This window comes from Sorangium sp. So ce176, from assembly GCF_051519835.1.
GTDB classification, from domain to species: domain Bacteria; phylum Myxococcota_A; class Polyangia; order Polyangiales; family Polyangiaceae; genus Sorangium; species Sorangium cellulosum_G.
Genome location: NZ_CP150371.1, coordinates 6725899 through 6752165 on the forward strand (window position 1 = coordinate 6725899; position 26267 = coordinate 6752165).

17 protein-coding genes and 1 pseudogene are annotated in these 26267 nt (G+C 72.4%); 7 read left to right on the forward strand and 11 right to left on the reverse strand.

Going from position 1 to position 26267, the window contains the following annotated elements:
* The first annotated feature begins 321 nt into the window (after window positions 1–321).
* The gene (locus tag WMF42_RS25165; protein WP_437685232.1) at window positions 322–2076 is read left to right on the forward strand and encodes a CotH kinase family protein; all 1755 of its coding nucleotides are present in this window, start codon (window positions 322–324) and stop codon (window positions 2074–2076) included.
* A gap of 73 nt (window positions 2077–2149) precedes the next feature.
* Here WMF42_RS25165 and WMF42_RS25170 read toward each other — a convergent pair whose 3' ends face one another.
* From WMF42_RS25170 to WMF42_RS25185, 4 genes are all read right to left on the reverse strand, one after another.
* Window positions 2150–2752 (reverse strand): glutathione S-transferase N-terminal domain-containing protein, encoded by a 603-nt coding sequence (locus tag WMF42_RS25170; RefSeq protein ID WP_437685234.1) that lies wholly within the window; start codon window positions 2750–2752, stop codon window positions 2150–2152.
* Window positions 2749–4173, reverse strand: a complete 1425-nt coding sequence (locus WMF42_RS25175; RefSeq protein ID WP_437685236.1) for a hypothetical protein — start codon at window positions 4171–4173, stop codon at window positions 2749–2751. The genes WMF42_RS25170 and WMF42_RS25175 overlap by 4 nt, the downstream gene beginning before the upstream one ends.
* 7 nt (window positions 4174–4180) lie before the next feature.
* Window positions 4181–5260, reverse strand: a complete 1080-nt coding sequence (locus WMF42_RS25180) for a hypothetical protein (protein WP_437685238.1) — start codon at window positions 5258–5260, stop codon at window positions 4181–4183.
* A 156-nt stretch (window positions 5261–5416) separates the two neighbouring features.
* Window positions 5417–5602, reverse strand: coding sequence for a VOC family protein (locus WMF42_RS25185; protein ID WP_437685240.1), 186 nt, complete (start codon window positions 5600–5602; stop codon window positions 5417–5419).
* Window positions 5603–5791: 189 nt separating this feature from the next.
* On the opposite strand from WMF42_RS25185, the gene WMF42_RS25190 reads away from it, so the two are divergent.
* Window positions 5792–7228, forward strand: a complete 1437-nt coding sequence (locus tag WMF42_RS25190) for an amidase (protein ID WP_061607559.1) — start codon at window positions 5792–5794, stop codon at window positions 7226–7228.
* A gap of 44 nt (window positions 7229–7272) precedes the next feature.
* On the opposite strand, the gene WMF42_RS25195 is transcribed toward WMF42_RS25190, so the two are convergent.
* Entirely contained in the window at window positions 7273–7914 is a 642-nt protein-coding gene (locus tag WMF42_RS25195) for a pectate lyase (protein WP_437694338.1), read from the reverse strand.
* A gap of 3 nt (window positions 7915–7917) precedes the next feature.
* Window positions 7918–8409 (reverse strand): annotated as a pseudogene (locus WMF42_RS25200) (pectate lyase); the annotation flags it as partial.
* A gap of 463 nt (window positions 8410–8872) precedes the next feature.
* On the opposite strand from WMF42_RS25200, the gene WMF42_RS25205 reads away from it, so the two are divergent.
* The gene (locus WMF42_RS25205) at window positions 8873–9916 is read left to right on the forward strand and encodes a sigma-70 family RNA polymerase sigma factor (protein WP_061607560.1); all 1044 of its coding nucleotides are present in this window, start codon (window positions 8873–8875) and stop codon (window positions 9914–9916) included.
* A 114-nt stretch (window positions 9917–10030) separates the two neighbouring features.
* The gene (locus WMF42_RS25210; protein WP_061607561.1) at window positions 10031–10456 is read left to right on the forward strand and encodes a VOC family protein; all 426 of its coding nucleotides are present in this window, start codon (window positions 10031–10033) and stop codon (window positions 10454–10456) included.
* A gap of 72 nt (window positions 10457–10528) precedes the next feature.
* On the opposite strand, the gene asnB is transcribed toward WMF42_RS25210, so the two are convergent.
* From asnB to WMF42_RS25235, 5 genes are all read right to left on the reverse strand, one after another.
* Window positions 10529–12373: an asparagine synthase (glutamine-hydrolyzing) gene (gene asnB / locus WMF42_RS25215; protein ID WP_437685242.1), complete on the reverse strand. Its 1845-nt coding sequence runs from the start codon at window positions 12371–12373 to the stop codon at window positions 10529–10531.
* Window positions 12374–12571: 198 nt separating this feature from the next.
* Window positions 12572–13162, reverse strand: a complete 591-nt coding sequence (locus WMF42_RS25220) for a TetR/AcrR family transcriptional regulator (RefSeq protein WP_061607563.1) — start codon at window positions 13160–13162, stop codon at window positions 12572–12574.
* A 61-nt stretch (window positions 13163–13223) separates the two neighbouring features.
* The gene (locus WMF42_RS25225; RefSeq protein ID WP_437685245.1) at window positions 13224–19517 is read right to left on the reverse strand and encodes a pentapeptide repeat-containing protein; all 6294 of its coding nucleotides are present in this window, start codon (window positions 19515–19517) and stop codon (window positions 13224–13226) included.
* Complete coding sequence (locus WMF42_RS25230) at window positions 19514–19657, reverse strand: hypothetical protein (RefSeq protein ID WP_437685246.1); 144 nt, start codon at window positions 19655–19657, stop codon at window positions 19514–19516. The genes WMF42_RS25225 and WMF42_RS25230 overlap by 4 nt, the downstream gene beginning before the upstream one ends.
* A gap of 419 nt (window positions 19658–20076) precedes the next feature.
* On the reverse strand, window positions 20077–21678 hold the full coding sequence (locus WMF42_RS25235; protein WP_437685248.1) for a sigma 54-interacting transcriptional regulator: 1602 nt from the start codon (window positions 21676–21678) through the stop codon (window positions 20077–20079).
* 342 nt (window positions 21679–22020) lie between these two features.
* Here WMF42_RS25235 and WMF42_RS25240 point away from each other — a divergent pair, with 342 nt between their 5' ends.
* The 3 genes from WMF42_RS25240 to WMF42_RS25250 all read left to right on the forward strand — a co-directional run bounded on the left by WMF42_RS25240 (window position 22021) and on the right by WMF42_RS25250 (window position 26266).
* The gene (locus WMF42_RS25240; protein WP_233561104.1) at window positions 22021–23943 is read left to right on the forward strand and encodes a protein kinase domain-containing protein; all 1923 of its coding nucleotides are present in this window, start codon (window positions 22021–22023) and stop codon (window positions 23941–23943) included.
* A 423-nt stretch (window positions 23944–24366) separates the two neighbouring features.
* Window positions 24367–24960 (forward strand): hypothetical protein, encoded by a 594-nt coding sequence (locus WMF42_RS25245; protein ID WP_437685250.1) that lies wholly within the window; start codon window positions 24367–24369, stop codon window positions 24958–24960.
* A 70-nt stretch (window positions 24961–25030) separates the two neighbouring features.
* Window positions 25031–26266 carry a ferritin-like domain-containing protein gene (locus tag WMF42_RS25250; protein ID WP_061606183.1) on the forward strand — a complete coding sequence of 412 codons (1236 nt, stop codon included), beginning with the start codon at window positions 25031–25033 and terminating at the stop codon, window positions 26264–26266.
* The last annotated feature ends 1 nt before the right edge of the window (window position 26267 follow it).

Sequence of the window (26267 nt, forward strand, 5' to 3'; positions counted from 1 at the left end):
GGCTGCTCCCACGGCGAGCGGGAGACGAGGCGCTTCGCGCCGCATCGGGGCGTCCCCGTCCCGGACCGGGATGCGGTGGACGACCGTCGTGCCCCCGCCGGGGCCGGCGCGGCGTCCAGCTCGCCGCCGACCAGGCCGCCGGCTCCCGCGTGCCCAGCAGCCCGAGCCGGCTGGCCAGGGCGCGTCGCCGGGTGGCCTGGGCGCGTCGCCGGGTGGCCTGGGCGCGTCGAAGGCGCGCCTCTGCCTCGAGAGAAACGGGTAGCGCTGAAGCCCCGTGTGTCCGTACAATGACGATTTCTTGCACTTCGAATGAGGTGGACAGTGAAAAATACCATCATGGGCAAACGCACGCGCTTTACCGGGCTGCTTCAAGGATCCATCTCGCTCGCCCTCCTCGCCCTGTGCGTTGCCTGTGGCCAGGCACCGGACGGCCAGAACGCGTCAGGCGGTGACACAGCGCCGGTGAATCCGTCCTTGCTCGGGGACGTCGCGTTCTCCACACCGAGCCAGACATTCAGGGATCAGATCCAGGTCGGGATGACAACGACCGTCGACGGGGCCGAGATCCGCTACACGGTGGACGGGCAGCCGCCGACAGCGGCCTCCACGCTCTACACGGGCGAGCCCCTGACCCTCACGGCCACGACGCAGGTCCGCGCGCAGGTGTTCGCGGGGGGCGCCGCGGCCGGCGCGGTGAGCACGGGCCTCTACATCGCGCGCACCATCGACGCGACGTCCGACATTCCCATCATGATCGTGGACGGCTACGGCAAGGGCAAGCCGGGCGACAAGGAAGTCTACTTCGACGCGGCGGTGATGATCTGGGAGCCGGTCAACGGCGTGGCCTCGATCGCCTCGCTGCCCACGATGGCGATGCGCGCTGGCTATCACGTGCGCGGCCAGTCGTCGGCGAACTTCCCGCAGACGCCGTACAAGCTCGAGCTGTGGGACAACGAGGGCAAGGACCTCGACTACAGCGTGCTGGGCATGCCCGCCGACTCGGACTGGGCGCTGATCCCGCCCTACTACGACCGCACGTTGATCCGCAATCCGTTCACCTACGCGCTCGGCCGGGAGATGGGCCTCCAGACGCCGCGCACCGAGTTCGCCGAGGTCTATCTGAACTACGAGCCGCACGCGATCGGTGAAGCGGATTATCAAGGCGTCTACTGGGTCTCGGAGACGATCAAGAACAACAAGGTCCGCACCGATCTCAAGCAGCTCGAGGGGGAGGACCGGGCGCTGCCCGACATCAGCGGCGGCTACATCTTCAAGTTCGACCAGGCGGCCGCCGAGGAGCCGCAGCTCACGTGCACGGGCTCGGAGCCCCTCCCGGGGTTCGGCGGCTTCGGCGGCGGCGGGTGGCCCGGCGGCGGGCCCGGCGGGCCCGGCGGGCCCGGCGGGAACGACGAGAGCGGCACGTGCTGGATCGATCTCGAGGTGGTGGATCCCGATCCCCTGAACGACGAGCAGGCGACATGGCTGACGCAGTATATCCAGCAGTTCCACGACAGCCTCCATCAGACGCCCATCGGCGATTACGCGACGTACATCGACCTGCCGTCGTTCATCGATTACCTGATCATCAGCGAGCTGACGCTCAACGTGGACGCGTACGTGCGGAGCGCCTATTACTTCAAGGATCGCGATCAGAAGCTCAAGGCTGGCCCGCTGTGGGACTACAACTTCGCGCTCGGCGGCGTGGGCGCCCAGAACGCGACGCCACAATCGGCGAGCGACACCGGCTGGCGCTTCAGCGGCCAGAGGAACGTCAACAACTGGTACCAGAAGCTCACCGGCGACCCGGCGTTCATGGCGCAGGTGAGGACGCGCTACACGGCGCTCCGCCAGACGCTGCTGTCCGAGGCCGCGATCGAGCAGCGCATGGATAGCCTGAGCGCGCCGCTGGCGCAGGCCGTTGTCCGCGACTACGCGAAGTGGCCCGTGCCGAGCGTCATCGAGTCGAGCACCGGCTTCGTCGGCGGCCCCACCGTGCCCACGTGGGAGGGCCAGCTCCAGGTCATGCGCGACTTCCTCCTGGCCCGACTCGCCTGGATGGACGCCAACTTGCCATGACGCGGCGCGAGCCGACAGGGGCAGGATCAGACGGGCATGCGGCCGCGCATGCCCGGGAGGGCGACGCGGCCCATCACGGCAAGCGATGCTGCGTCGCGATCATCGATGGCCGTTGGCCGACGACGTCGAACCAGCGCGCGAGGCCGCGCCGGCCGTCTCGCCAGCCTCGGCCGGGCCAGCGGAAATCGAGGTAACCGAGCGCGCAGGCGGCCGAGATCGCGCCGATGTCCGCGAGTCCGATCGACAGCGCTCCGGCGTCACGCTCCAGCCTGTCGAGGCCGGCCTCGATGGCGTCCGCCTGGCGCCGCATGACGCTGCTCGATCGTTCGCTGGACGGGCGATGTTCATCGGCAAAGAGCCGTCCGGCAGCGGCGTTGATGCCGTCCGCGATGCCCTGCCGGAGCAGAGCGCTCCACCGCGCGTCTCCCGCCGCCGGATAGAGCCCCCCGGCCGCGAGGTGGTCCAGGTACTCGCAGACGAGCGCGGACTCGAAGAGCACCTGCCCATCGTCCCGGACCAGCGTCGGGACCTTGGCCAGCGGGTTCAGGGAACGCAGCGCCGCGTCCGACCAGGGATTGACCAGCACGAGGTCGATCCGGTCGCCGAGCTGCAGCTCGTGCGCGGTGACGCGCACCTTGCGGGCAAAGGGGGAAGTGGGAGCGTAGTAGAGCTTCATGGAGGTCCAGCGCGCCGGGAGGCGTGAGCAAGAGCCAACGATTCGAGGAGCCAGCGCGCCCCCGCCGCCCAGGCGCTCGCCGCGAGGGCCAGCGCGAGCGGATCGCTCGAGACGCGGACGCGCGGGTTGCCGTTGTACGCATAGAGAACGACGACCACGCTCGCGAGGATCGCCCACGCGATCCCGCGCGCGCGAGCCCCGGCGTCCGCGCCCGGGCCTCCCTCGCGCGCCGCGCCGCCCTCCCCGCTTCCCCCGCCCCGCCCGCGCCGCGCGCCCCACGCGCGCGCCATCGCGTGGACCACCGCGGGCAGCAGCACCAGCGGCACGAACAGCCGCGACGACGCGTCGAGCTCCGCCTCGTGCTCCACCGATCCCGGCCAGAACGGCTGGTTCGGCCACGCGCGGCGCGGCGCCAGGCCGAGGCCCTCGGCCACGCCCGTCCACGCGCGCAGCAGGCGCCCCGGGTGCTCGGCGATCTCCGCGAGACCCGCACGGTAATACGCGCCCTCGTCGAGGAATGGCCGCGGGAGCTCGCACCGGCGCTCGAAATGGGTCCTGTTGTAATGGGTGCTCACCTCGACGACCTCGCCGCCGGCGGTGGAGCGCACCGAGCGGCACGCCGAGTGCGCGAGGTAGAAGTTCACGCCGCCGTTCGTCGCCACCAGCGCCGGGCGCCCGAGGAGCCAGCTCGTGTGGGCCGACACGGGCGCGATCACGAGCGCGCACGCGAGCAACGTGGCGCCCGCGACGCGGCGATCGAAGCCCGCGCCCCTCGCCGCGCGGAACGCCACCCACGGGAGGAACGCGAGCAGGCTCGGGCGGACGAGCACGGCGAGCCCGAGGACCCCGCCCGCGGCGAGGCCGAGCGCCGCGCGGCCGCGAGCGCGCCCGTGCTCGAGCGCGCGGAGCTCGAGCCACGCGAACAGCAGCAGCAGGAAGGCGAAGGCCGTCTCGGTGAGGACGAAGCCCGCGTAGAAGACGAGCGGGAAGTACAGCGCCGTCGCGAGCCCCGCGAGCGCCGCGACGGCGAGCGAGCGATCGAGGCGGTACGCGAACAGCGCGGTGAGCGCCGCCGTGAGCGCGCCGAGCGCCGCCTGGCACGCGCCGACGAGCGCGAGATCCCCGGGCGCCGCGGCGTGCAGCAGGGCGAGGAGCGCGGGATAGCCGGGGGGCGTGAACGTGTCCCACGCCGCCCGCGCGCGCTCGGTGAGCGCGACGCCCCGCTCCAGGTAAATGGCCATGTCGCCGAAGACGTAGAGCCGGAGCGGGTGCTCCTCGACAGCGAAGCGCCAGCGGGGCACGAGCGCGACGAGCCCGACCAGCGCGGCGAGCGCGGCCGGCGCGCGGGGCGAGCGCAGCGCCGGGGCAGCGCGCGCCCGGACGCCGTCGAGCCGCGCGATCCACGCAGGCAGGCGCCGCATCGCGCCGTCAGGCGAAGCCGAGGCGGCGCAGCGCCACCTGGCGCACCCCGGGGATGCGGAAGCGGTAGATGAACGCGTCGGCGAAGTAATGCGCCATGACGAGCGCGTTGACGACGATCAGCGCCTCCTCGGCCCAGCCGGACGGGAGCGACGGGCGCACCGCGGCGAACGGCGCGATCGCCAGCCCGACGAGGAACAGCGGCGCCATCGACAGCAGCATGAGCGGCCACACCCAGCGGGCCGAGGGCCCCGGCGCGGCGTCGCCCTCCCGGGGGCGCATCATGCGCGCGCAGAGGAAGTAGTATTCGAGCCCGTGGATCGCGCCCCACACGATGCTCCCCCACAGCGGCGCGACGACGGCGAGCGTCACAGCGGCGCCGTGCGTGCCGACGTGCAGCATCTTCGGCGCGCTGCGCGGGCTCGCCCGACCGAGCTCGACGAGCAGCGCGGCCACGAACGCGAGCCACGCCGCGGCGAGCAGGTACGCGGCCGCGTGCGGCAGCATCGCCGGCTCGCGCGGGATCGCCTGCAGCAGCGGGAACATGCGGCCCGGCCCGGAGGGCACGAACAGCCAGGCCACCATCACGACGACAAGGCCGACCGAGACCCAGTGCTGCTGGAGCGCGCGCTCCCGCCCCGAGGGCGCCGGGCGCGAGAGCTGCGCGCCGCGCAGGTTGTAGAGCGACCAGATCCCCTTCGCCTGCGACAGCCGGTGGTGCGTCCCGAAGATCGCGGCCACCGCGAGCGCGAAGTCGGTCCAGTCGGGGATCGCCGCCTTGACGCCGCGGAAGAGCGCCCACGAGAGCGCGAACGTGAGCAGCGAGCCGGCGACCACGATCCTCGCCTGCGAGGGCGTCGCGCGCAGCACGTCCGCGCGGGCCGCCAGCAGCACGAACGTGAGGACGACGTGCGTCGTGTTGCCGAGCACGAACTGCGACCACCAGAGCGCCGTGGACGCACCGTCGCCGCCGCGCGCCGCCCAGAGCGCGGCCACGACGATCCACGGGCCAAGGAAGATCCCGAGATCCAGCGCGGCGCCATGGATCCAGCCGCGCTCCGCGGAGATGGTGTGTGGCAGCGTGGTCATGCCCCTGGCCCGCGCGCGCGATCTCTGCGGAGCCACGGCCAGCGTACACGCCGGGGATCAGGCCAGCAAGGCCCCTCCCCGGCCGGCGCGCCTGACGCGTCGGTCCGTCGATGGAGTCAATCCGTCGATCTGCGCTGGTGTCGCCGCCGGCCTCCGTCAGCCCGCGGACTCGAGCTTGCGCGCCTCGAGGCCGAAGACGCGACAGCAGAACTCAGCCGCCCTCTTGTGATCGCGAGTGTCGACCTCGTGCCAGATCATCGCGCCTGGCTCCTCGATGGCCTGCGCGCCTGTGTGGTTCTTCGGCTCCCAGACGCGCCTCCCGCGCCCTGCGCGGGATCGCATTGCCCCCCTCGCGATCCAGCGCAGGGCGCGCTCGCGATCGAGCCCACATCCGGGGTAATGTCTCGCCATGAGAGCGCCCCTCGTCCGGGTCGGCGCGGCGGCGCTCGCGGCGGCCCCGGAGGACGTGCGCGGCGTGGGTTCTTTCTTCACCCCGCGATGCGCGCCAGGCTCGTATAAGGGACCTGCACGATGAAGATCTCCGAGTACACCGCGTTCGACGCCCTGGGCCTCGCGGAGCTTGTCCGCCGGCGCGAGGTCACCCCCTCCGAGCTCCTGGACGTGGCCTCGGCCGCCATCGAGCAGGTGAACCCTGCGCTCAACGCGGTGATCGGCTCGCTGCGCGACGACGCGGAGCGGGCGCTCCGCGCGGGGCTGCCGCCCGGGCCGTTCACCGGGGTGCCGTACCTCGTGAAGGACCTCGGCATCCTCGTCGCGGGCACGCCCACCGGCATGGGCTCTCGGCTCTTCCAGGGGCTCGTGTCGCCCGCGGACGACGAGCTGATGACGCGCTTCCGGCGCGCGGGGCTCGTGGCGATCGGCAAGACGAACACCCCGGAGCTCGGCCTCAACGTTGTCACGGAGCCGATCGCGCACGGGCCGACGCGCAACCCGTGGCGGCTCGATCGCACGCCCGGCGGGTCGAGCGGCGGCGCCGCCGCGGCGGTGGCGGCGCGGATGGTGCCGATGGCCCACGGCAACGACGTCGCCGGGTCGATCCGCATCCCGTCGTCGTGCTGCAACCTCTTCGGGCTGAAGCCCACCCGCGGCCGCATCCCGACCGGGCCGATCGAGGGCGAGGTGCTGATGGGCTTCGCCACCGATCACGCGCTGACCCGCTCGGTGCGGGACTGCGCGGCGCTGCTCGACGCCATCGCCGGGCCCGACCCGGGCACGCCGTACTTCGCGCCGCCGGCCGCGCGGCCGTTCCTGGAGGAGGCGCGCACGCCGCCGGGGCGGCTCCGGATCGCGTTCACCGACGCGGCCTGGCACGGGGTGCAGGTGGACGACGAGTGCAAGCTGGCCGTGCGCCGCGCCGCGGCGCTGTGCGAGGAGCTGGGGCACGAGGTCGTGCCGGCGCGGCCGGAGATCGACTGGGAGCGCGTCCGCATCGCGTTCCGGATGCTGCTCTCGTACCACGCCCACCTGCTCGATCGCGTCTGCCCGCTGTACGGGCTCACGCCCGGGCGCGACACGGTGGAGGCAACGACGCTCACCATGGCCGAGGCCGGCCGGCGGATGAGCGCCATCGACCTGCACGACGTGCTCGTGGCGCGCGACCAGATATCGCGGCAGGTGGGGCAGTTCTTCACGCAGTTCGACGCCCTGCTCACGCCGACGTTGACGACGCTCCCCATCCCGTCGGGCACGCTCGACGCGAACGACCCGACCCTGAGCGCCGAGGACTGGCTCGATCAGATCTTCGCCTTCGCGGCGTTCACGCCCCTGTTCAACGTGACCGGGAGCCCGGCCATGTCGGTGCCGCTCCACATGAGCGCCGACGGCCTGCCGGTGGGCGTGCAGTTCGCGGGCCGCTACGCGGACGACGCCACGCTGCTGCGGCTCGCGGGCCAGCTCGAGCAGGCGGCGCCGTGGGACCGGCGCCGGCCGCGCGTCTGCGCCGTGTGAGGCGCGGCGCGCGCCGCCCCTGGCAGCGCGGCCGCGCTGGCCGGTCAGTAGGCGCTGTTGCCCGACGTGGTGATGTTGGATGAGCTCACGCCCATGAAGAGCTCTTTGCCGATGGCGCTGTAGCGGGTGTTCGTCATCTTCACGGTGCTGGAGCTGCTGTCCGTCCTGAAGATGGATTCCTTCATCTTCGAGATGTCGCACCTGTCGATGACGACATCGACCTTGAAGCCGGTGCCGCCGTTCTGCCGGATGAACTTGCCGGCGTTCTCCGCCTTGAAGTTCGAGACCCTGAACGTGCTGGCCGCGTTGATCTGGAACACCTTGTCGGCGCCGTTCTTCGCGGAGCCGCCGTTCAGGACCACGGTGCCGGACTTCTTGACCGTCAAGGCGTCCTCGCCGATGTCCTCCCAGACGATGTTCTCGAGCGTGACGTTGCCGTAGGTGTGGATGCCGTCGGCGGCCGGCGCGCCGAGCACGACGTTCCTCAGCTTCGCGCCGTCCTCGAGCTTGAACACCGGCTTCTGCCCCTCGTCCTGGCTGCCGTCCCCGAGCGTCCCGCTGTCGGCGATGAACCGCTTGCCGCCGCCGTCGAACGTCTCGCCGGCCTTCACGACGATCGTCGAGCGCACGACGCCGCCGTCCCCGACCGTCGTGCCGCCGCCCGAGTCGCCGCCGCCCACCGGCACGAGCTCGATGGTATCGATCTTCAGATCGTGGCCGGAAGCGGAAGAGTTCTTGCCCTTGCACGTGAACTTGAACTCGACGTTGCCCGAGAGCGATTTCTCCCCGAGCGTCGCGGTCGTCCAGCTATCGCCCGTGGTGGATGTGTAGGCGTCGAACGACGTCACCGAGGAGCCCTTCACGCTCAGCTCGTACTTGCCGTACACGTTGCGCTTGGCGTACCGGAGGACGATCTTGTACGTGCCCGACGCGACCGAGGTGGAGAACTTGAATGTATCGCCGCTCTGGTTGGCGCGGAACTTCACGTTGTCCGCGTTGTCCTCGATCCTGTCGCCGGAGGAGATCGACCACGACTGGTCTTCGGCCTGGATCTTGACGGCGCTGAGCGCGTCGCTCAGCGAGTCCACCGCGTCCACGTCCACCGCGTCGTCCGCCGCGAGGCAGCCGGCGAGGCCGAGCGACAGCAGCGTTCCCAGAGCACATCTCCATTTCAAGCTCATGATTCCATCCCTCGTTGGCAACCGTTGTACAGCGCGCTCCACCTCGATGCGGCGGCGTGCCGCGCGGGTCGCAGCGCAGCATTGCAACGCTCGCGCCACGGAGCGCCGCCGTCGCCGGCGCGCGAACCGCGCGACTTCACTGCATCATTCCGTGGAGAGGCCGCGCTCCGTCGCCCCCTGGCGAGCGCCGCGCGCGTCGCCGTCACGCGGGAGTGTACACAACGTCAACCGGGCGTTGACACAAGGAGCCCGCCCGCAGCGCGAGAGGCCCGGCGGGCCCGGCCGCGATCGGCAGCGGCGGCGCGAGCATTGCGGAATCACGGTTCAGATTGCCAGCCCGAGCGGAGCGAATCGACGTCAGGCGCGCAGCCCGCCGGCGCAACCTCGGTGATGGTGAGCTGCACCCCAGCCGCAGGAGATCCTGCCTTTTCCGCGGGCAGCGGACCTGTTAAACACGGTTGCGATGGCTGACCTCCCGCCCCCGAGGAAGCACGCCGCCAGCGCCGACGTCGGGCACGCGACCGCCCGCCACCTCGACGAGCACCGCGCCGCGCTGACCGGCCACTGCTACCGCATGCTCGGGTCGGCCGCCGAGGCCGACGACGCCGTGCAGGAGACGATGCTGCGCGCCTGGCGCAGCATCGACCAGTTCGAGGGGCGCGCGTCGCTGCGCAGCTGGCTGTACCGCATCGCCACCCACGTGTGCCTCGACGCGCTGAGCGAGCGCACCCGCCGCGCGCGCCCGATGGAGCTCGGCCCCCCCAACGGGATCGACGGGCCGCTCACCACGCTGCCTTCCTACCGGTGGGTCGAGCCCATCCCCGACGTGCTGGCGCTGCCCGCCGACGCCGACCCCGCCGAGCTCGTGGCCCTGCGCCAGAGCATCCGGCTCGCCTTCGTGACCGCGCTCCAGCACCTCCCGCCGCGCCAGCGCGCTGTGCTGCTGCTGATGGAAGTCCTCGGCTGGCCGGCCGCCGAGGTCGCAGAGACGCTCGACACCTCGGTCGCCTCGGTCAACAGCGCCCTCCAGCGCGCCCGGGCGACGCTCACGACCCGCGACATGTCGGACGCCCACGCCCCGCTGTCCGACGCGCAGTCCGTGCTGGTCGACCGCTACGTCGAGGCGTTCGAGCGGTACGACGTGAACGCGCTCACCAAGATCCTCCACGAGGACGCGACGATGTCGATGCCGCCGTACGCGCTGTGGCTGCGCGGTCACGAGCCGATCCGCTTCTGGCTCCTGGGCCCTGGCGCGGCCTGCCGCGGGTCCCGGCTGGTGCCGACAGCGGCCTGCGGCTCGCCCGCGTTCGGGCAGTACAGGCCCGGCGGCCCCGGGGAGAGCTACAAGCCGTGGGCGCTCATCGTTCTCGAGCTCTCGGACGCGCACATCGTCGCGCTGAACTACTTCCTCGACACGGAGACGCTCTTTCCGCGGTTCGGCCTGCCGCCGGAGCTCCCGCCGGAGCCGCAGGGCGGCGCGCAGGGGCCGCAGGCGCAGGGCGGCTGACGGGCGCGGCGTCGATCTTTCCTGGAGAGCCGTCGATTTTTTTGGACGGGACCGATGAATCCGGCGCCCCGCGGGCGTCAGTAGGTTCGAATTCACCCCACGCTGGAGGCGCACATGACCACGAACCGTTCCCGGAAGCTCTTCGTCAATCTCCCCGTCAAGGACCTGAAGCGATCGGTCGAGTTCTTCACCAAGCTCGGCTTCTCGTTCAATCCGAACTTCACCGACGACAAGGCGACTTGCATGATCCTCAGCGAGGACGCGTACGTGATGCTCCTCGTCGAGGAGCGGTTCAAGGACTTCACCAAGAAGCGTATCTGCGACACCAGCACGTCCACCGAGGGCATCTTCGCGCTGACGGCCGAGAACCGGGCCGAGGTCGACGAGCTGGTGAAGACAGCGATCGCCGCCGGCGGGACGCACGCGGAGGAGCCCACGGATCACGGCTTCATGTACACGTGGAGCTTCTACGACGTGGACGGCCACCACTGGGAGGTCTTCTACATGGACCCGAGCGCCATTCCGCATCCGCAGCAGTGAGCGACGGGCCCGCGGCGGGCGCGCGCCCGCCGCGGCGGCCCTCGCGCCCCTCCAACGCCCGCAGCGCGCCGTTCAGAGCGCCAGCTCGATCTCGTAGCGAGCGAGCCAGTCGTTGAGCACGAGCACCTGCTCCACGCTCGACCGCGACACCTCGTCGACCGGCCCGTCGGTGTCCGCGGCGACGGCGCGGGCGCGGGCCACGTCGACAAGCGGCAACACGGGCGCGTCCCGCTGCGCGAGGAGCGCCGCGAGCTGCGCGCGCAGCGCCCGCGCATACGCGGGGTCCTGGGTCGCGGGGTACGGGCTCTTGCGGCGATCGAGCACCGAGCGCGGCAGGAGATCCCCGGACGCGGCGCGCAAGAGGCTCTTCTCGCGCCCGTCGAAGGTCTTCATCGACCACGGCGCGTTGAACACGTACTCCACCAGCCTGTGATCGCAGAACGGGACCCGGACCTCGAGCCCTGTCGCCATGCTCATGCGATCCTTGCGGTCGAGCAAGAGCTGCAGGAAGCGCGTCAGGTGCAGGTAGCTGATCTCCCGCATGCGCCGCTCCTTCCCCGTCTCGCCCGGCAGGCGCGGGACCTCGGCGATCGCCTCCCGGTAGCGCTCGGCGACGTAGCCCTGGAGATCGAGCCGCTCGAGGAGCTCGGGCGCGAGCAGCGTCGAGACGGAGCTCGAGCTCCTCAGCCTGGTGCGCATGGCGCTCCACGGGAACGTGTCGGCCGCCACGACGTCCGGGTCGTGGAACCAGAGATACCCGCCGAAGATCTCGTCGGCCGACTCGCCGGACAGCGCCACCGTGGAGCGCTCCCGGATGGCGCGGAAGAGCAGGTGCAGCGAAGCATCCATGTCCCCGAAGCTGAGGGGGAGATCCCGGGCGCGCAGCACGACCTCGCGGAGGGCGGGATCGGCGAGCTGGGCCGCGGAGAGCACGATGTTCGCGTGGTCGGACCCGACGTGCCGCTGGACGTCGACGACGTACGGCGCGTCCGGCGTGCTCCGCAGCTCGTCCGCCTTGAAGTTCTCGGCCTGCCCGACGAAATCGACGGAGAACGAGCGCACAGGCCCCGCGTCCGCGAGCGCCCGCTGCGCGAGCGCTGTCACGAGGCTGGAGTCCAGCCCTCCGGACAGGAGCGTGCAGAGCGGCACGTCGGAGATGAGCTGGCGAGCGACGATGTCCTCGAGCAGCCCGCGGACGGCGCCGATCGTCGTCTGGAGATCGTCGGTGTGAGGCCTCGACTCGAGGGCCCAGTAGCGGCGCTCGGTGATCCCACCCCTGCGCACGTGGACGACGTGGCCGGGGCGGACCTCGCGCATGTCGCGGAACACGGCGTGCCCCGGCGTCTTCGTGAAGGCGAGGAGCTCGCGCAGGCCGCCGTCGTCCACGGCCGGCGGGGCGAGCGGGTTCGCCAGGATGGCCTTGGGCTCCGAGCCGAAGAGCGCGCCCGATCCGGTCGGCTGGTAATACAGCGGCTTGATGCCCATCCGGTCCCGGACGAGCAGGAGCTCCTCCGCGCGGACGTCCCAGAGGGCGAAGGCATACATGCCGTTGAGGCGCGCGGGGAAGCCCGCGCCCCACTCCACGTACGCGCGGAGGACGACCTCGGTGTCGCTGTGCGTCCTGAAAGGGTGACCGCGGCCTTCCAGCTCGCCGCGCAGCTCACGGAAGTTGTAGACCTCCCCGGTGTAGATGAGCACGGCCACCGGCTCGCCGTCCTCGTCGGCGATCATCGGCTGTCGGCCCCCCTCGAGATCGATGACGGCGAGCCGGCGGTGGCCGAGGGCCGCGCGCGGGGAGAGCCAGATCCCCTCGTCGTCCGGCCCGCGGTTCTTCATCGTCGTCGTCATCTCGCGCACGACACGGCGCTCCCGCGTCAGATCGCGCGCGTGATCCACCCATCCAGCAATGCCGCACATGGAAAGCCGCCTCCTCTCAGCGCTGCCGCGATCCGGCGGCGGGCTCGACGGCCTCGCCGCGGCGCTCGCGGGCCGCTCGTGGTTCTGCGGCCGAGCGTAGGCAGAGCAGCGGTATCGCGCAACCAGCCTGGCCGGCGCGGCCTTCGGTGAATCAGCCGGATCCCGCGGAGCTCGCCGCGCCTCCTCCGGAGCGCGCGCTCACCCCTTCGCCGGGAGCCACGCGACGATGAGCGACGCGAGCGCCTCCGCGGCGGCGGCCTCGCTCGTCCGCTCGCGGAGCATCTCGCCCGCGATCGCCTCGGCGGCGCCGACGATCCCGACGCAGCGGAGGTGGAGCTCGCGCCTCGGCAGCTTCGCGTACGGGGCGAAGGTGTCCCTGTAGATCGCGACGTACTCGTCGAGCAGGCGCTGCCGGAACGCCTCCATCTCCTCGTCGCCCTTCAGCGCCGCCGTGATCGCGTACCACTCGGGGCCGACCGAGTTGTAACAGCGCATGTACGCGCGGCCCGCAACGCGCGCGACGTCCGCGAGCCGCGCGGGCGCGCGCTCGAGCGCCTCGAACAGCGCCGCGCGCTGCCGCACGTCGATGCGCTCGCACAGCGCGATGAGGAGCCCCGAGCGGGTCCCGAAGTGCTCGTAGGCGATCGGCTTCGTGACGCCGGCGCGCTCCGCCACGCGCCCGAGCGTCAGGGCGTCGGTCCCCTCCTCCCGGACGATCCCGAGCGCCGTCTCGAGGAGCTGCTCGCGCCGCTCGGCCCTGGAGAGCCGCCCTCTGGGTACCTCGCTCATGCAGCCCTCATCTTAGGACCGGCGCCCCCGGCGCGCCTGCCGGTCGCCCCGCCCCCCTGCCCTACCGCGTCGCGCCGCTCGCGGGCAGCTCCCCGCCGCGATGGCGCACGACAAGGGGCTCGTCGCCGGGGATGCGCAGGGGGTTCGGCAGGTACGGATCGAGCTCGCCGGGCTCGAAGCGGCAGAGGCCGATCACGTGCCAGAACGAGCCGCCGATGTCGCCGCCGAGCTTGTAACGGCCGTCGGGGCTGAAGGCGGCCCACCCCTCGGGGCAGGGCAGGAGGATGGCGAGGCAGCTCCCCTGGACCACGTCCCAGAGGCGGAGGGTGCCGTCGGCGGAGGCCGAGGCGAGGAGGTGGCCGTCGGGGCTGAAGGCGACGCCCTGCACGGAGGCGTTGTGGCCCTCCAGGGTGCGGAGGACGCGGCCCCGGCTCACGTCCCAGAGGCGCACCGTCTTGTCCGAGGAGCCCGACGCGAGCACCTGGCTGCGCGGGCAGAACGCCACGCCGCGGACCCCGCGCGTGTGCCCCTCGAGGCAGAACAGGGCGCGACCGCTCCCGACCTCCCAGACGCGCACCGCCCTGTCGTCCGACCCCGACGCGAGCAGCAGGCCGTCGGGGCTGAACGCGACGCCGCGGATCCCGTCGGTGTGCCCCTCGAACGTGCGGATCACGCGGCCCCGGGCGACCTCCCACAGGCGCATGGTCCTGTCGTCCGACCCCGACGCCAGCGTCAGCCCGACAGGGCTCCACGCCACGGTGCACACCCGGTGCGTGTGCCCCTCGAACGTGCGCAGCGGGCGGCCGCTCTCCACCTCCCACAGGCGCACCGTCCTGTCGTCCGAGGCCGACGCGAGCGTCTCGCCATCCGGGCTGAACGCCACGCCGCGGATCGCGTGCGCGTGGCCCTCGATCGAGCGCAGGAGCCGCCCGCGCGCGACCTCCCAGAGCCGGATGGTCTTGTCGTCCGAGGCCGACGCGAGCACCTCGCCCTCGGGGCTGAACGCCACGCTGCGGATCCCGAGCGTGTGCCCCTTGAACGCCCGGATCGCGCGGCCGCTCCCCACGTCCCAGAGGCGCACCGACCTGTCGTCCGAGCCCGACGCGAGCGTGTGCCCATCCGGGCTGAACGCCGCGCCGAGGACCCAGTCGGTGTGCCCCTCGAAGCTGCGCAGCGCGTGCCCCCGCGCGACCTCCCAGAGGCGGATGGTCTTGTCGCGCGACGCCGACGCGAGCGTCTGCCCGCCCTGGCTGAACGCCACGCTGCACACCCCGTGCGTGTGCCCCTCGAACGCGCGCAGCGCGCGGCCCGTCCTGACCTCCCAGAGGCGCACCGACCGGTCCAGCGACCCCGACGCGAGCGTGAGGCCGTCGGGGCTCCAGGCGACCCCGAAGACCCAGTCGGTGTGGCCCTCGAACGCGCGCTGCGCGCGGCCGCCCGCGGCGTCCCACAGGCGCACCGTTTTATCCGACGACGCCGAGGCGAGCGCCTGCCCGTCCGGGCTCCACGCCACGCCGAGCACCCAGTCGGTGTGCCCCTCGAGGCAGCGCAGCGCGTGGCCGCTCCGGACCCGCCACAGGCGCACCGTCTTGTCCGACGACGCCGACGCGAGCGCCTGCCCGTCCGGGCTCCACGCCACGCTGCGGACCCCGAGCGAGTGGCCCTTGAACGAGCGCACCGCGCGCCCGGTGCCGGCCTCCCAGACGCGCACCGTCTTGTCCGAGGACCCCGAGGCGAGCGCCTGCCCGTCCGGGCTCCACGCCACGCTGCGGACCCCGTGGGTGTGCCCCTCGAACGTGCGCAGCGCGCGGCCCGTCCTGACCTCCCAGAGGCGCACCGTCTTGTCCGAGGACCCCGAGGCGAGCAGGAGGCCATCCGGGCTGAACGCCACGCTCATCGCCGCGCCGAGGTGCCCGTGCATCGCCCGGATCGCCTGCCCGGTGACGGCGTCCCAGATCCGGACCGAGCCGTCCTCGTGGCTCGCCGCCAGGAGATCGCCCAGCGGGCTCCACGCCACCGCGTTGCACGGCGAGACAGGCGCCCACATCGGCTCGGCGTCGCGCGGCCGGGGCGGCGCCGCGCCGTCAGCGGCCAGCGACGCGACAGGCACCCCCCGGGCGCCGACGAGCTTGGCGCCGCGGAGCTGCGCGCCCGCGAGGTTGGCGCGGGTCAGATCCGCCCCGACCAGCCGGGCGAACGAGAGATCCGCGCCCCGGAGATCCGCGCCCTCGAGGTCGGCGCCGGTGAGGTCCGCCCGCGCGAGCTGCGCCGCGCCCAGCGACGCGCCGGCCAGCCGGGCCTCGACGAGCGTGGCGCCCCAGAGGTTGGCCTGCGTGAGATCGGCCCGCCGCAGGTCGGCGCAGGCGAGGTTGCACCCGCTCAGGTCCTGCCCGGCCAGGTTGACGCCGGCCGCGTCGAGGTCGTCCAGGAAGGCGCTCCTCCCCTCCTCCGTGTCCGTGTCCTCCTCGTCCCTGGCCAGCCAGCACGCGACGCGCAGGGCGTTGTCCTTCGCGTTCCCCTCGGCCGCCCCGCGGAGCACCCGCTGCGCCCACGCCGCCGCCGCCGCGCGCCCCGCGAGCGACACGAAGAAGTCGACCATGAGCTCGCTCATCTCGTCGGCGCCGAGCGCCGCGCTGTCGCCCGTCTCCTTCACCTCGCGCGCGGCCGCGTCGGCGACGAGCCACTCCAGCGCCGACCGGTGGACGAACGAGAACGCCCCCTCCGCGTCGCGCACGAGCAGCGAGCCCGAGCCGATCAGGTGCTCGATGATCGCGCGGTCGATCGGCGGCGCGTCGGGCGGCTGCGCGCCCCGGATCAGGCTCTCCGGCAGCTCGCCGAGCCCGACAGCGCGCGCGCTCCGGTCCCAGAGCAGCCGCGCCAGCCCGGTCATCGCGGCCCGCAGCGCCTCGCGGGGGATCCCGCGCGGCGCGCCCCGCGGGTTGGCGCGCGCGTGCTCGTGATCGAGCCACTGCTCGACGAGCACCTCGTACAGCTTCGCCGCGGTGATCGTCCCTGTCCGCGCCTTGGCCTGCCGGAGCTTGTCCGGCTCGATCTTCGCGATGAACCCCAGCATCCGCGGGTTCTCCGAGAGCCCGAGCAGATCCTTGACCTCGTGGAGCAGCCGGTAGCGCGCCTCGGCCTCCGCGGGCTCCGGGCTCAGGTTGCCGAGGAAGCGCCGGATCTGCTTCTCCCCGAAGCCCTGGAGCTGCACCAGCCGGTAGCCCCGCAGCAGCTCGGCCCGCCGGGCGAGCTCGCGCTTGATCGGCGGATCGGTGAGGAAGTGCTGCGCGCGGCTGGTCACCACGACCTTCGCGATCCCCTCCGCCGCCTGGACCACCGTGTCGAAGTGCTCGAGCGCGCGATCGTACGTCAGCCGCAGGGCGAGCTCGTCGAAGCCGTCGAAGAGCAGCGCGACGCGCCCCTCGGCCAGCATGTAGCGGAAGGCCCGCAGATCGACGGGCTCGTTCGCGAGCGCGAAGTGCTGCGCGAGGAGCGAGTCGAGCGAGCGCTGCTTCTCGATGCGGCCGAGCTCGATGAGCACCGGCACGAGCGGGTGCCGCTCCCGCGCCATCCGCCGGGCGAGCTCGCGCAGCAGGAACGTCTTGCCGGCGCCGAAGTCGCCGAGCACCAGCGCGAAGCGCCGGTGGGGGGCGTCGAGCAGCCGGAAGAGGGCGTCGATCGCGCTCTCGGTCGCGCTCTTCTCGCGGTCGCCGAGGCTCACGACGGCCGGCTGCTCGACGTAGAGCCACGGCGGGTACGACGGGTCGGACTCGATGCGGTCGGTCTGCCACGCGAGGTACCGGCCGAAGTCGATGAGCCCCTGCGCCTCGGAGAAGCTCTTCAGCACGACGCCGCGGCGCGCCGCGCTCCGGACGAGCTCGGGCGGCGCGGGCGGGTCGGTGTGGATCAGGGTGGAGCGCAGGTACGGGTCCTGCTGCCGGAAGCGGTGCTCGACCTCGGTCACGTACCGCGTGACGAGCTCCTCGGTGATCGACCGTTCGAGCACGCCGATCACGCGGACGTCGACGCGCCGGCCGTCCTGCACGGCGACCTCGAGCGCGCCCGCGAACGGCGGCGGCGCGCGGTGCTTCGTCACTGTCGCCCCGGGGTCGCGGAGGAGCGCCACGCGCTCGACGCGGTCGAGGAAGGCGTCGCGCCGGTCGTGCCTGTCGTCGGAGACGAGGTCCCGCCCGCTCGGGTGGCGCTCGCCGTCGTCGGCCGGCGCCGGCTCGCGCAGATCGGGCGCCGAGGGGCGCTCGAGCCGCGGCTCGGGCGCGAGGTGCTGCTGCAGGAACGCGAGCAGCGCCGCCGCCGAGGCGCGGCAGGCGAACGCGCGCAGGCCGTCGTCGTCGCCGCGGCCTTCGTGGCCGCCCACGGCGCGCATCAGGATCGAGCGCCTCTGGAAGCGCGCCGCGAGGTCGCCGATCGCGGCGCCCTCGGCCTCGAGGCCGAGGGTGCCCGGCACGACGCGCTGCAGCCGGTCCCAGACGCCCGGGTCGCGCGCGGCCGCCGTGAAGCTGGCGATCGCCCCGACGTGCACGCGCAGCGGCGGATCGGCCGGCAGCGCGTCCGGGTAGAGCAGCCGCTCTTCCAGCACCTTCTCGCGCCCCGCCTCGGTGAGGCAGAGCGCGCCGCCCTTCATCGAGACGAGGCCGTCGTGGAGCGCCTCCTGGACCCGCGCTGTCCACCCCGGGCAGGCGCGCCGCCGCTCCGGGTGCGCCACGGGGCTCGGCGCCCCGTCGACCTCGTGCGCGTGGAGCGCGTGAAGGAGCCACCGCCGCTCGGCCGCCCGGGAGGGAGGGCGCGCGCGGGAGAGCGCGGACAGGTCGAGGTCGCGCGCGAGGTAGCCGGCGTCCATCTTCCACGCGGCCTGCAGGTTGAAGGTGCGGAGGTCGTGGAAGAGCTCGGCCTCGTCGCCGGGCTGCGCGGGGCCCGCGGGCGCCGGCTGCGCGCCGCGCTTGCGCTGCTCGAAGCTGTAGAGCTGGTCGGCGACGATCACGTCGCCCGGCGCGACCTTCCTCGGATCGCCGGCGCAGACGCCGCACATCGCGAGGCACGCCGGGTCGAGCTCGGCGACGAGGTGCTGCCCCCGGATCGCGGCTGTGCGCAGCCCCGCCTCGCCGATCCACGCGGCGGTGACCACGAGGGGGCCGCCACGCGCGCTCGGGAGCGCGCGCCGGTGGTAGCGCAGGCCGCCGAGATCGCGGAGCTCGCGCCACCCTTTCTCGCCGCCCTCGCCCTGCGCGAGCACGGCGTCGAGCTCGTCCTTGTGCGCCGTGACGACGAGCACGTCCACGGGCCCGACCTCGCGCTCGGCGCCCGCGTCCATGCCCGCGGCCGCGTCTCGCCGCGCGTTCGCGGCGTAGAGCGCCTTGGCCTCGGAGATCCGCTCGCGGCCCTTCTGGGCGTCGTGCCGCCCGATCGCGGCGAGCGCCTGGGCCGCCACGGCGGAGGCCTCGAGGGCGCGGTCGCCGAGCCGCTCGGCGATGGCGCGCGCCTCGGCGAGCGGCCCCTCGGCCTCGGCGGCGCGGCCCGTGCGCGCCGCGATCGCGAAGGCGCCGATGATCGCGCGCGCCTCGGGCTCCGGGTCGACGATCTGGCGCGCCAGCGCGAGCGCCTCGCGGTAGCTCGCCTCGGCGCGCGCGAGGTCGCCGCCGTCCTCGAGCAGGCCGGCCATCTCGAGCTCGGCGCGCACGCGCACCGCGGGCGGGGCCGCTGGCCGCGCGAGCAGGGCGCCCAGGGTCGCCGCCGCGGCGACGGCGTGGCCCCGGCGCCGCTCGGCCGTTGCCTGGCGCAGGAGCAGCTCCGCCGGAGGCTCCGTCGCGCCGCCGGGGCGGGCGGGGTCGAGCGCGTCGGCGACGGCGCGGAGCGCGTCCGGCGCGGGCTCCTCGACAACGCGGAGCTCGGCGGCGCGGATGGCCCAGAGGTCGGGCGCTTCTTCGCGGCACAGGCTCAGGAAGCCCGGCGGTCCGCACCAGAGCAGCGGGCAGCCGAGGCGGCTCGACAGCGTGTCGCGCCGCTGGTGCTGGTTGAGGCGCCGGAGGCCCTCGCGCGCGGCCGGGGGCGGCGTGTCGGAGCCGACGAGGAGGACGACGCCCCGCGGCTCGGGCTCGGCCCTGGTGAGGGCGGCGACGAGGTCCTCCCAGGTGGCGTCGCGGTCTCGCGGCGCGATCACGAGCGCCCGGCGCCCCTCGCGGGTCAGGAAGTCGCCGAGCGCGCGGGCGACGTCCGGGCCGGGGATCTCGACGGGGAGCAGGGCGAAGCCGGGGGCGCGCTCGAGGGCCCGGAGCACCTCGCGGAAGCTCCCGAGGAACGGCGACGTCGAGGCCGGGAGCGGGGGGGTGGAAGCGCTCATGATGCGGCGTCGAGGCGATCGGCCAGCTCGGGCGCGCGCCCGACGCGCAGCGCGGCGGTGGCGGCGGCGTCGAGGTGCGGCGAGATCGCGGAGATCCCCGAAGGGATCTTCTTCGTCGGCGAGATCAACAAGATGGCCATCCCCCCCCCGGGCGAGACCGGGCCGGGCCGGTCTGGGCCCGCTGCCCACGTCAGACGGGCCATGGTGCGGCCAAAGCCCGGGGGCCTGCAATAGGGCTCTCGCTGGCGCCGACGTAGGTGCGGCACCGGGTGCGTCGGCGGCGCAAAACGGGGCCAGCGCTGTCCTCGTGCGGGCGCTGATCCCGCCGGGCGCCCCACAACATCGGCGCCACCCCGCGGGCCGTGGTCGCGCGTGGTTCCGGCGCGATGACATGCCGCAGAGACAAGCTGTCGCATGCGACCGAGTGTCGCGACACGACGACGCGCACGAACCGATGTTCCGGTTCCATGGGATCGGGCCTTACGGCGGCGAGGATCCATCCTCGCTGGGACGATGACTGAGCTCGCGCTCACAGCGCCTCTCACGGGAGGCGCGGGCGCTACCCGATGCGCAGCTCCCGGATCCTCCGCAGAAGCGCCCGCTTCGAGACCTCGAGCCGATTGACCATCTCCTCGATATCACCGTCGCACTCTCGGTAACAGCGAGCTATCTCCTCGGGCCTGAGATCCCCGGCCCGGCGGACCCGGTGACAGTTTTCCATGAGCGCGTAGAGCGATGTCCGCGAGACGCGGAGCAACCCCGCCGTGGCCTTGAGATCCCACCGGCTCCGGCGAAGCGCGTCGATCAGCTCCTCCTCGGGCACCTCCGAAGGCTTGCGCCAGCCCGGGCCATCGCTCCTGCCGGGGTCGCTCGAGTGGTCCTCTTCGTCGGCGCTCTCCGGCCGCTGCGGCTCCGCGGCCGTCGCGCCGCCAGCCCGCCCGCGGCGCCGGTCCTCGCCCCGTCTGTCGTCGAGCGTAGCCCGCCCGAGCAGACGCTCGAGCGCCGGCCCGCCCTCGAGGCACGCCGCCCCCCGGCTCCCCACGACGAGCTGCCGGATCACGTTCCTGAGCTGGCGCACGTTGCCGGGCCAATCGTACCGCACGAGCCGGGCCATGAGTGACGCCGGCAACCACGGTCGATCGTTCAGGGGGTCGATCGGCCCCGATCGATCGAGCGCGCGCGGGTCGCCGAGCTGCGCGAGCTCCGCGCGCAGGATGTGGAGCGTCAACCGCCCGATATCGTCCCTGCGCTCCCGGAGCGAGGGGAGCGCGATCTCATAGCCGGCGAGGCGGTGAAGCAGCGGTGCCCGGAAGCTCCCGTCGGCGATCTTGGCCTCGAGGTCGGCGTCCGTCGCGGCGATAACGCGGACGCGCGCCCGCCGCGGCTGCTGGGCGCCCACGGCCTGGATCTCGCCTGTCTCGAGGGCGCGGAGGAGCATCACCTGGACGTCGAGCGGCGCCTCGCCGATCTCGTCCAGGAAGAGTGTCCCCTCCTGCGCCAGCCCGAAATACCCCGGCTGGCTGCGCACGGCGCCGGTGTACGCGCCCCGCTCGGCACCGAAGATCTCCGCGGCTGCCAGCGAGGGAGGGATGGCCGCCATGTTCACGGCGATGAACGGTCGCGCGCGGTCGGCACCCGCCGCATGGATCGCCCGCGCCACGAGCTCCTTGCCCGTCCCCGTCTCCCCGCGGACGAGGACCGGCACCGCGAGGTCCGCGATGCGGCGGATGTCCCGGCGCACCTGCTCCAGGAGGTGGCTAGCGCCGACGAGGCCGAGGTCATCGCCAGGCTCTGGCGGGGAAGAGTCCGCCACGTGGAGGAGGAGGACGATCCGCGCCGCGAGCTGGAGGATGACGCCGCGCGCCACCTCCTCCGCGGAGACGTCGCGCCGCCCCTCGAGCGGCTCGCCCTCCACCACGACCGGCGTGCGGCTCGCCGACGCGTCCAACCGGATCTGCCCGCCGGGCAGCGCGATGAGCCGCAGCGGCGCGCGGCTCAGGTGCGTGTCCCCGAGCGGCGCGCCCCCCGCCGCCCCCGGCGGCGAGAACCCGGGCTCCAGCCGCGATACCCCGATCGCGTCCCGGAACCTCAGCTCCCCGAGCGTGCAACGCTCGCCGATGCGCTCGAGGCGCGGATGGCACAGGATGGTCAAGACAGGCACGAGGCCCGAGCGCGCCTCCCTCTCAGGGCACAAGCCGGGGCTCTGGGTCGTCACGCTGCCGAGCGTAGAAATGCCCACCTCTTCTGCGGCCATGCGACACGCGCACTCTATCCGTCAAGGGAAATGACCGCAAGACGGGCCATCGTCTTTCCAGCCGAGCCCAGCAGCAGCCTAACGCACCTTGCCACACATCAAAACCTGCCCGCGTTCGCCCTTTTGATCAGCGCTTCGCCGCTCCCCGTTGACACTCGTGCCGGCGCCCGTGTACCCCTGAGTGGTCGTATGTCTGGCCGCACGATAGGCGGAAAATACGCGCTTGTACGCGAGATCGGCCGGGGCGGAATGGGGGTCGTCTGGGAGGCCTTCGATGAAGCGCTACGGCGGCCTGTCGCACTCAAGCTGATGACGCCTCACACCATCGCTTCGGTCGAGGCCCGGCGGCGCTTCGAGCGAGAGGCGATGACCATCGCCCAGCTCCGCAACGAGCATATCGTCCAGGTCTACGACTACGGCGTCGACGATGGCTCTCCCTACATCGTCATGGAGTTGCTCGACGGCGAGGACCTCGACGCCCGCCTCCAGCCCGACCGGCAGCTCTCGAGCGCGGCGCTCCTCCCCCTGCTCCGGCAGGTGGCCAAAGCGCTGGAGGCGGCGCACGCGGAGGGCATCGTCCACTGTGATCTCAAGCCGGCGAACATCTTCCTCGCCCGGAGCGGGTCGGGCGAGACCGTGAAGCTCCTCGACTTCGGCGTGGCGTGGACGCTCTGCGACGGGCCCGACGCGCCGGAGCGGCCGTGCGGCACGCTCCTCGGGACACCCGCGTACATGAGCCCGGAGCAGGTGCGCGGGGTCGCCCCTCATTTCCTGAGCGATCTCTGGTCGTTCGGCGTCATCGCCTACAGGGCGCTGACTGGCCGCCTGCCCTTCCCGTCGGAGAACATCCAGGAGCTCATCATCGGCGTCTGCACCGACCCGTTCCTGCCCCCCTCGAGCGTCGTCCCCGAGCTCCGGTCCGACGTCGACCGGTTCTTCGAGCGCGCCCTCGCGAAGGACCGGACGCAGCGGTTCCAGTCCGCGCGCGGCCTCGTCGCCGCCTTCTCGGCGCTCTGCAGGGAGGCGAAGGTGCCAGTCAAGATCCTGGTCGTCGACGACGAACCGGACATTCATCTGCTGATGAAGCTCCAGTTCAGACAGCAGCTCCGCGACGGCGTATACGAGCTCGTCTTCGCCGAGCACGGGGAACGCGCGCTCGAGGAGCTCAGGCGGAACCCCGACATCGACATCGTCCTCACGGACATCAACATGCCCGTGATGGACGGGCTCACCCTCCTCGGGCACATCCCCGAGGTGAACCCGATGGCGAAGACCGTGATCGTCTCCGCCTACGGCGACATGGCCAACATCCGGCACGCGATGAACCAGGGCGCCTTCGACTTCCTGTTCAAGCCGATCGATTTCGAGGATCTCGAGGCCACGATCCAGAAGACCATCAGGCACGTCGCGGAGCAGCGCAAGAACGCCCGGTCAGACGAGGAGAACGCGTTGCTCCGGCGGTTCACGAGCGCCTCGCTGGTCGAGCGGGTCCGGGCGCTCGGGCCCTCGGCGGCGCTCGCGAGCGAGGCGAGCGACGCGACCGTGGCCGTCGTCGGTGTCTTCCAGTTCACCCCCGTCACGACGGCGAGGCCCGCCGGCGAGGCCATCCGGCTATTGAACGCCAACTTCGAGGTGATCCTCCCGGAGCTCGTGACCAGGGAGGGAATGGTGGACAAGTTCTTCGGCGACGCAGTGATGACCGTCTACCGAGGGCCGGATCACGTCGACAGGGCGCTCGCGGCGTGCCTTGCTGTCCGCACCCAGCTCGCCGCGCTCGTGCAGCGCGCCGGCGCGGGCTCGCCCTACGCGCAGGGGGTCTGCATCGGGCTCGCCACAGGCCGCGTCCTCTCAGCGGGCGTCGGCTCGCAGGCGTGCGGCCAGCTCGATTACGCGACCGTCGGCGAGGCGGTGGACATCGCGGCCCACCTCGCCAGGGCCGCCCTGCCGGGGGAGATCCTGGCCGACGCCAGGGTGCGCGAGGCCGCCGTCGGGGGGTACGCGTTCGAGCTGGTGGACGCGAGGGACGTCTGGCCGAGAGGTGAGCGAACCACCGTCTACAACGTACACCGGCACGAGCCGCCGGCCCCCCGCCTCGTTGACGCGCCGACGGTGCAGGTGAGATCGTACCAGCCGAACGATCCGTCGCTCGCATGGGCTGAGCGCGCGACGTGAAGGCGCCGCGGGCGCATCGCTCCCCGCGGCCTGCCGTGTCGCCGACATGTCGGCGACGTGTCCGTGAGACCGCGAGGGCACCCGCGCGGCCGGCGGCGTGTCGGCGCCCCCCGTGCCGAGCGCCGTCACGCCCTCGGCGGGCGAGCGCTGGCCGCGGCACGCGCCGTGCAACTCCAGATCACCGTCGACGGGGCTTGCAGGTCATGCGCCGCCGGCACCGGGGCCGTCGCGTCGGGCGCCCGTAGGCTCGCCAGATCGCGCGCCGGGACCGCCCTCGATTTGCGATCGCCTCGCCAGGCCGGCGGCCTTCGGGCGTCGCGTGCACCACGGCCATCGGATGCTCTCGCGCTTGCAGCCCAGACCAGATCTCGGCGACGGCGCGGTCAACACCACCCAACCGAGGCAGACTCAAGGAGACGACGTATGGCAGGCAAGTCCGAATCCGAAAAGTGGTACAAGCTCCTCAAGGACCTGGTGCGCGACGACGGAGACGAGCGACGCGCGCAGGGCGTGGACGCGCGAGGCCGCACGTCTCTCCTCGAGGATTACGCGATCGTCCCCCGCGGCGACCGCCCGCAGCCCGACACCATCGAGCAGTTCTTCGTGGACTATGACAATACCGAAGGGGACAACTTCAACGCGTTCGTCGAGGAGCTGGCCAAGATGGTCGTACGCACGCTGACCAGGCAGGACGTGAACGCGAAAGTGACGCGGAGGGATGTGCCCGATGGCGAGTACTGGCAGGTGCCGGGCCTCTTCAAGTTCCTCCGCGCGCTGAAGAAGGACAAGGACCTGGACAGGCAGTTCCGAACGACCTTCTCCGAAGGCACGGAGGCCGAGAAGCGAGCGTTCCTGAAGCAGCACCTACAGGGCGAGGAGGACGATCCCTATCAGCAGCAGGAGGCCGTGCTCGCGCTCTTCGAAGAGCCCGAGGGCCAGGGGAGCCACGAGCAGATGGTGGTCACCGTGAACAAGATCGTGAGCAGCTTCTACGAGAAATACCGGCTCTGCTGCTGACGGTCGAGGGCGGCGACGGCCAGGTGCAGCGCGTGAGGAGGAGCGGAGGTACAACCATGGCGAGCGCGACATGTCACCCCGGGAACTGCTGATCACCGCCCTCTCCGAGGCGGCGGAGATCGAGCACAGCATCACGTGCCAGTATCTGTACGCCGCGTTCTCCCTGAAGAGCCACCCCGAGGAGGGCGGCGTCGACTGGCCGAGGCTGGAGCGGATCCGCGCGTGGAAGTCCGAGATCCTGAGCGTGGCTCGGCAGGAGATGGCCCATCACGGCCTCGTGTGCAATCTCCTCATCGCCCTCGGCGGGGCGCCGCATTTCGGGCGCGCCCACTTCCCCCACCCCGTCCGTTATTGCCCGCCTTACACCACCTTCGAGCTGCTGCCGTTCTCCGAGGAGGCGCTCGACCGGTTCGCCTGCTACGAGCGGCTCCACGCGCCTCCGCCGGACGGCTGCGCCCCCTCCGGCATGAGGAGCATGGGGGACTTCTACCGGGCGATCCGGGGCGCTCTCGAGCATGCGGATCGCAGCACGCCGAACCTCTTCATCGGCCCGCTGGAGCACCAGATCACGAATCGGGAGCTGCGCATCGGGAAAGGTCAATTCGACGTCGTCCTGGTGCCGGTGACCGATCTCCCGTCCGCTCTGGCGCTCCTCGATCTCATCCGGGAGCACGATCATCATGAGCGGTTCCTGGCGATCCAGCGCGAGCTCGCCGAGCTGAGGCGCCAGGATCCTGCCTTCGAGCCGGCGCGGCCCGTCGCGCGGAACCCTCGAGTCTACCTGCCCCAGGGCGGCTCCGGCACCGCTACAGCGCTCCGTCACCCGCTCACGCGCGCGGCCGCGGAGCTGTTCAACGCGGCGTACGAGGTGATGGTCCTCATGCTGACGCGCATCTACGGCCGCTCGAGCGAGACCGCGGCCGAGGCAGATGGGCTGCTCCGCGTCGCGTTCTTCCCGCTGATGACCGCGGTGATCCGACCCCTCGGCGAGGTCCTCACCCGCATGCCGGTCGAGGACGACGCGGCGGTCACGGCGGGGCCCTGCTTCGAGCTGCCCTTCGGCCTGCCGCTCCAGCCCTCGAAGCGCGGCGCCTGGGTCTTCCTCCACGAACGGCTGGAAACCCTGGCCGCCTCGTCCGCGCGCCTCTCGGCCGAGGTCGGGGCGTCCATCGAGCCGTGGGCGGCCCCCATGGCGCCGCGGCTCGCCTTGCTCCACGAGAACCTCGATCGTCTCGCTCGGCGCTTCGCGCAGCAGATGGGCCTCGAGCGCGAGCCCTCACAGCAGACGATGAAGAGGATGCGCTGAG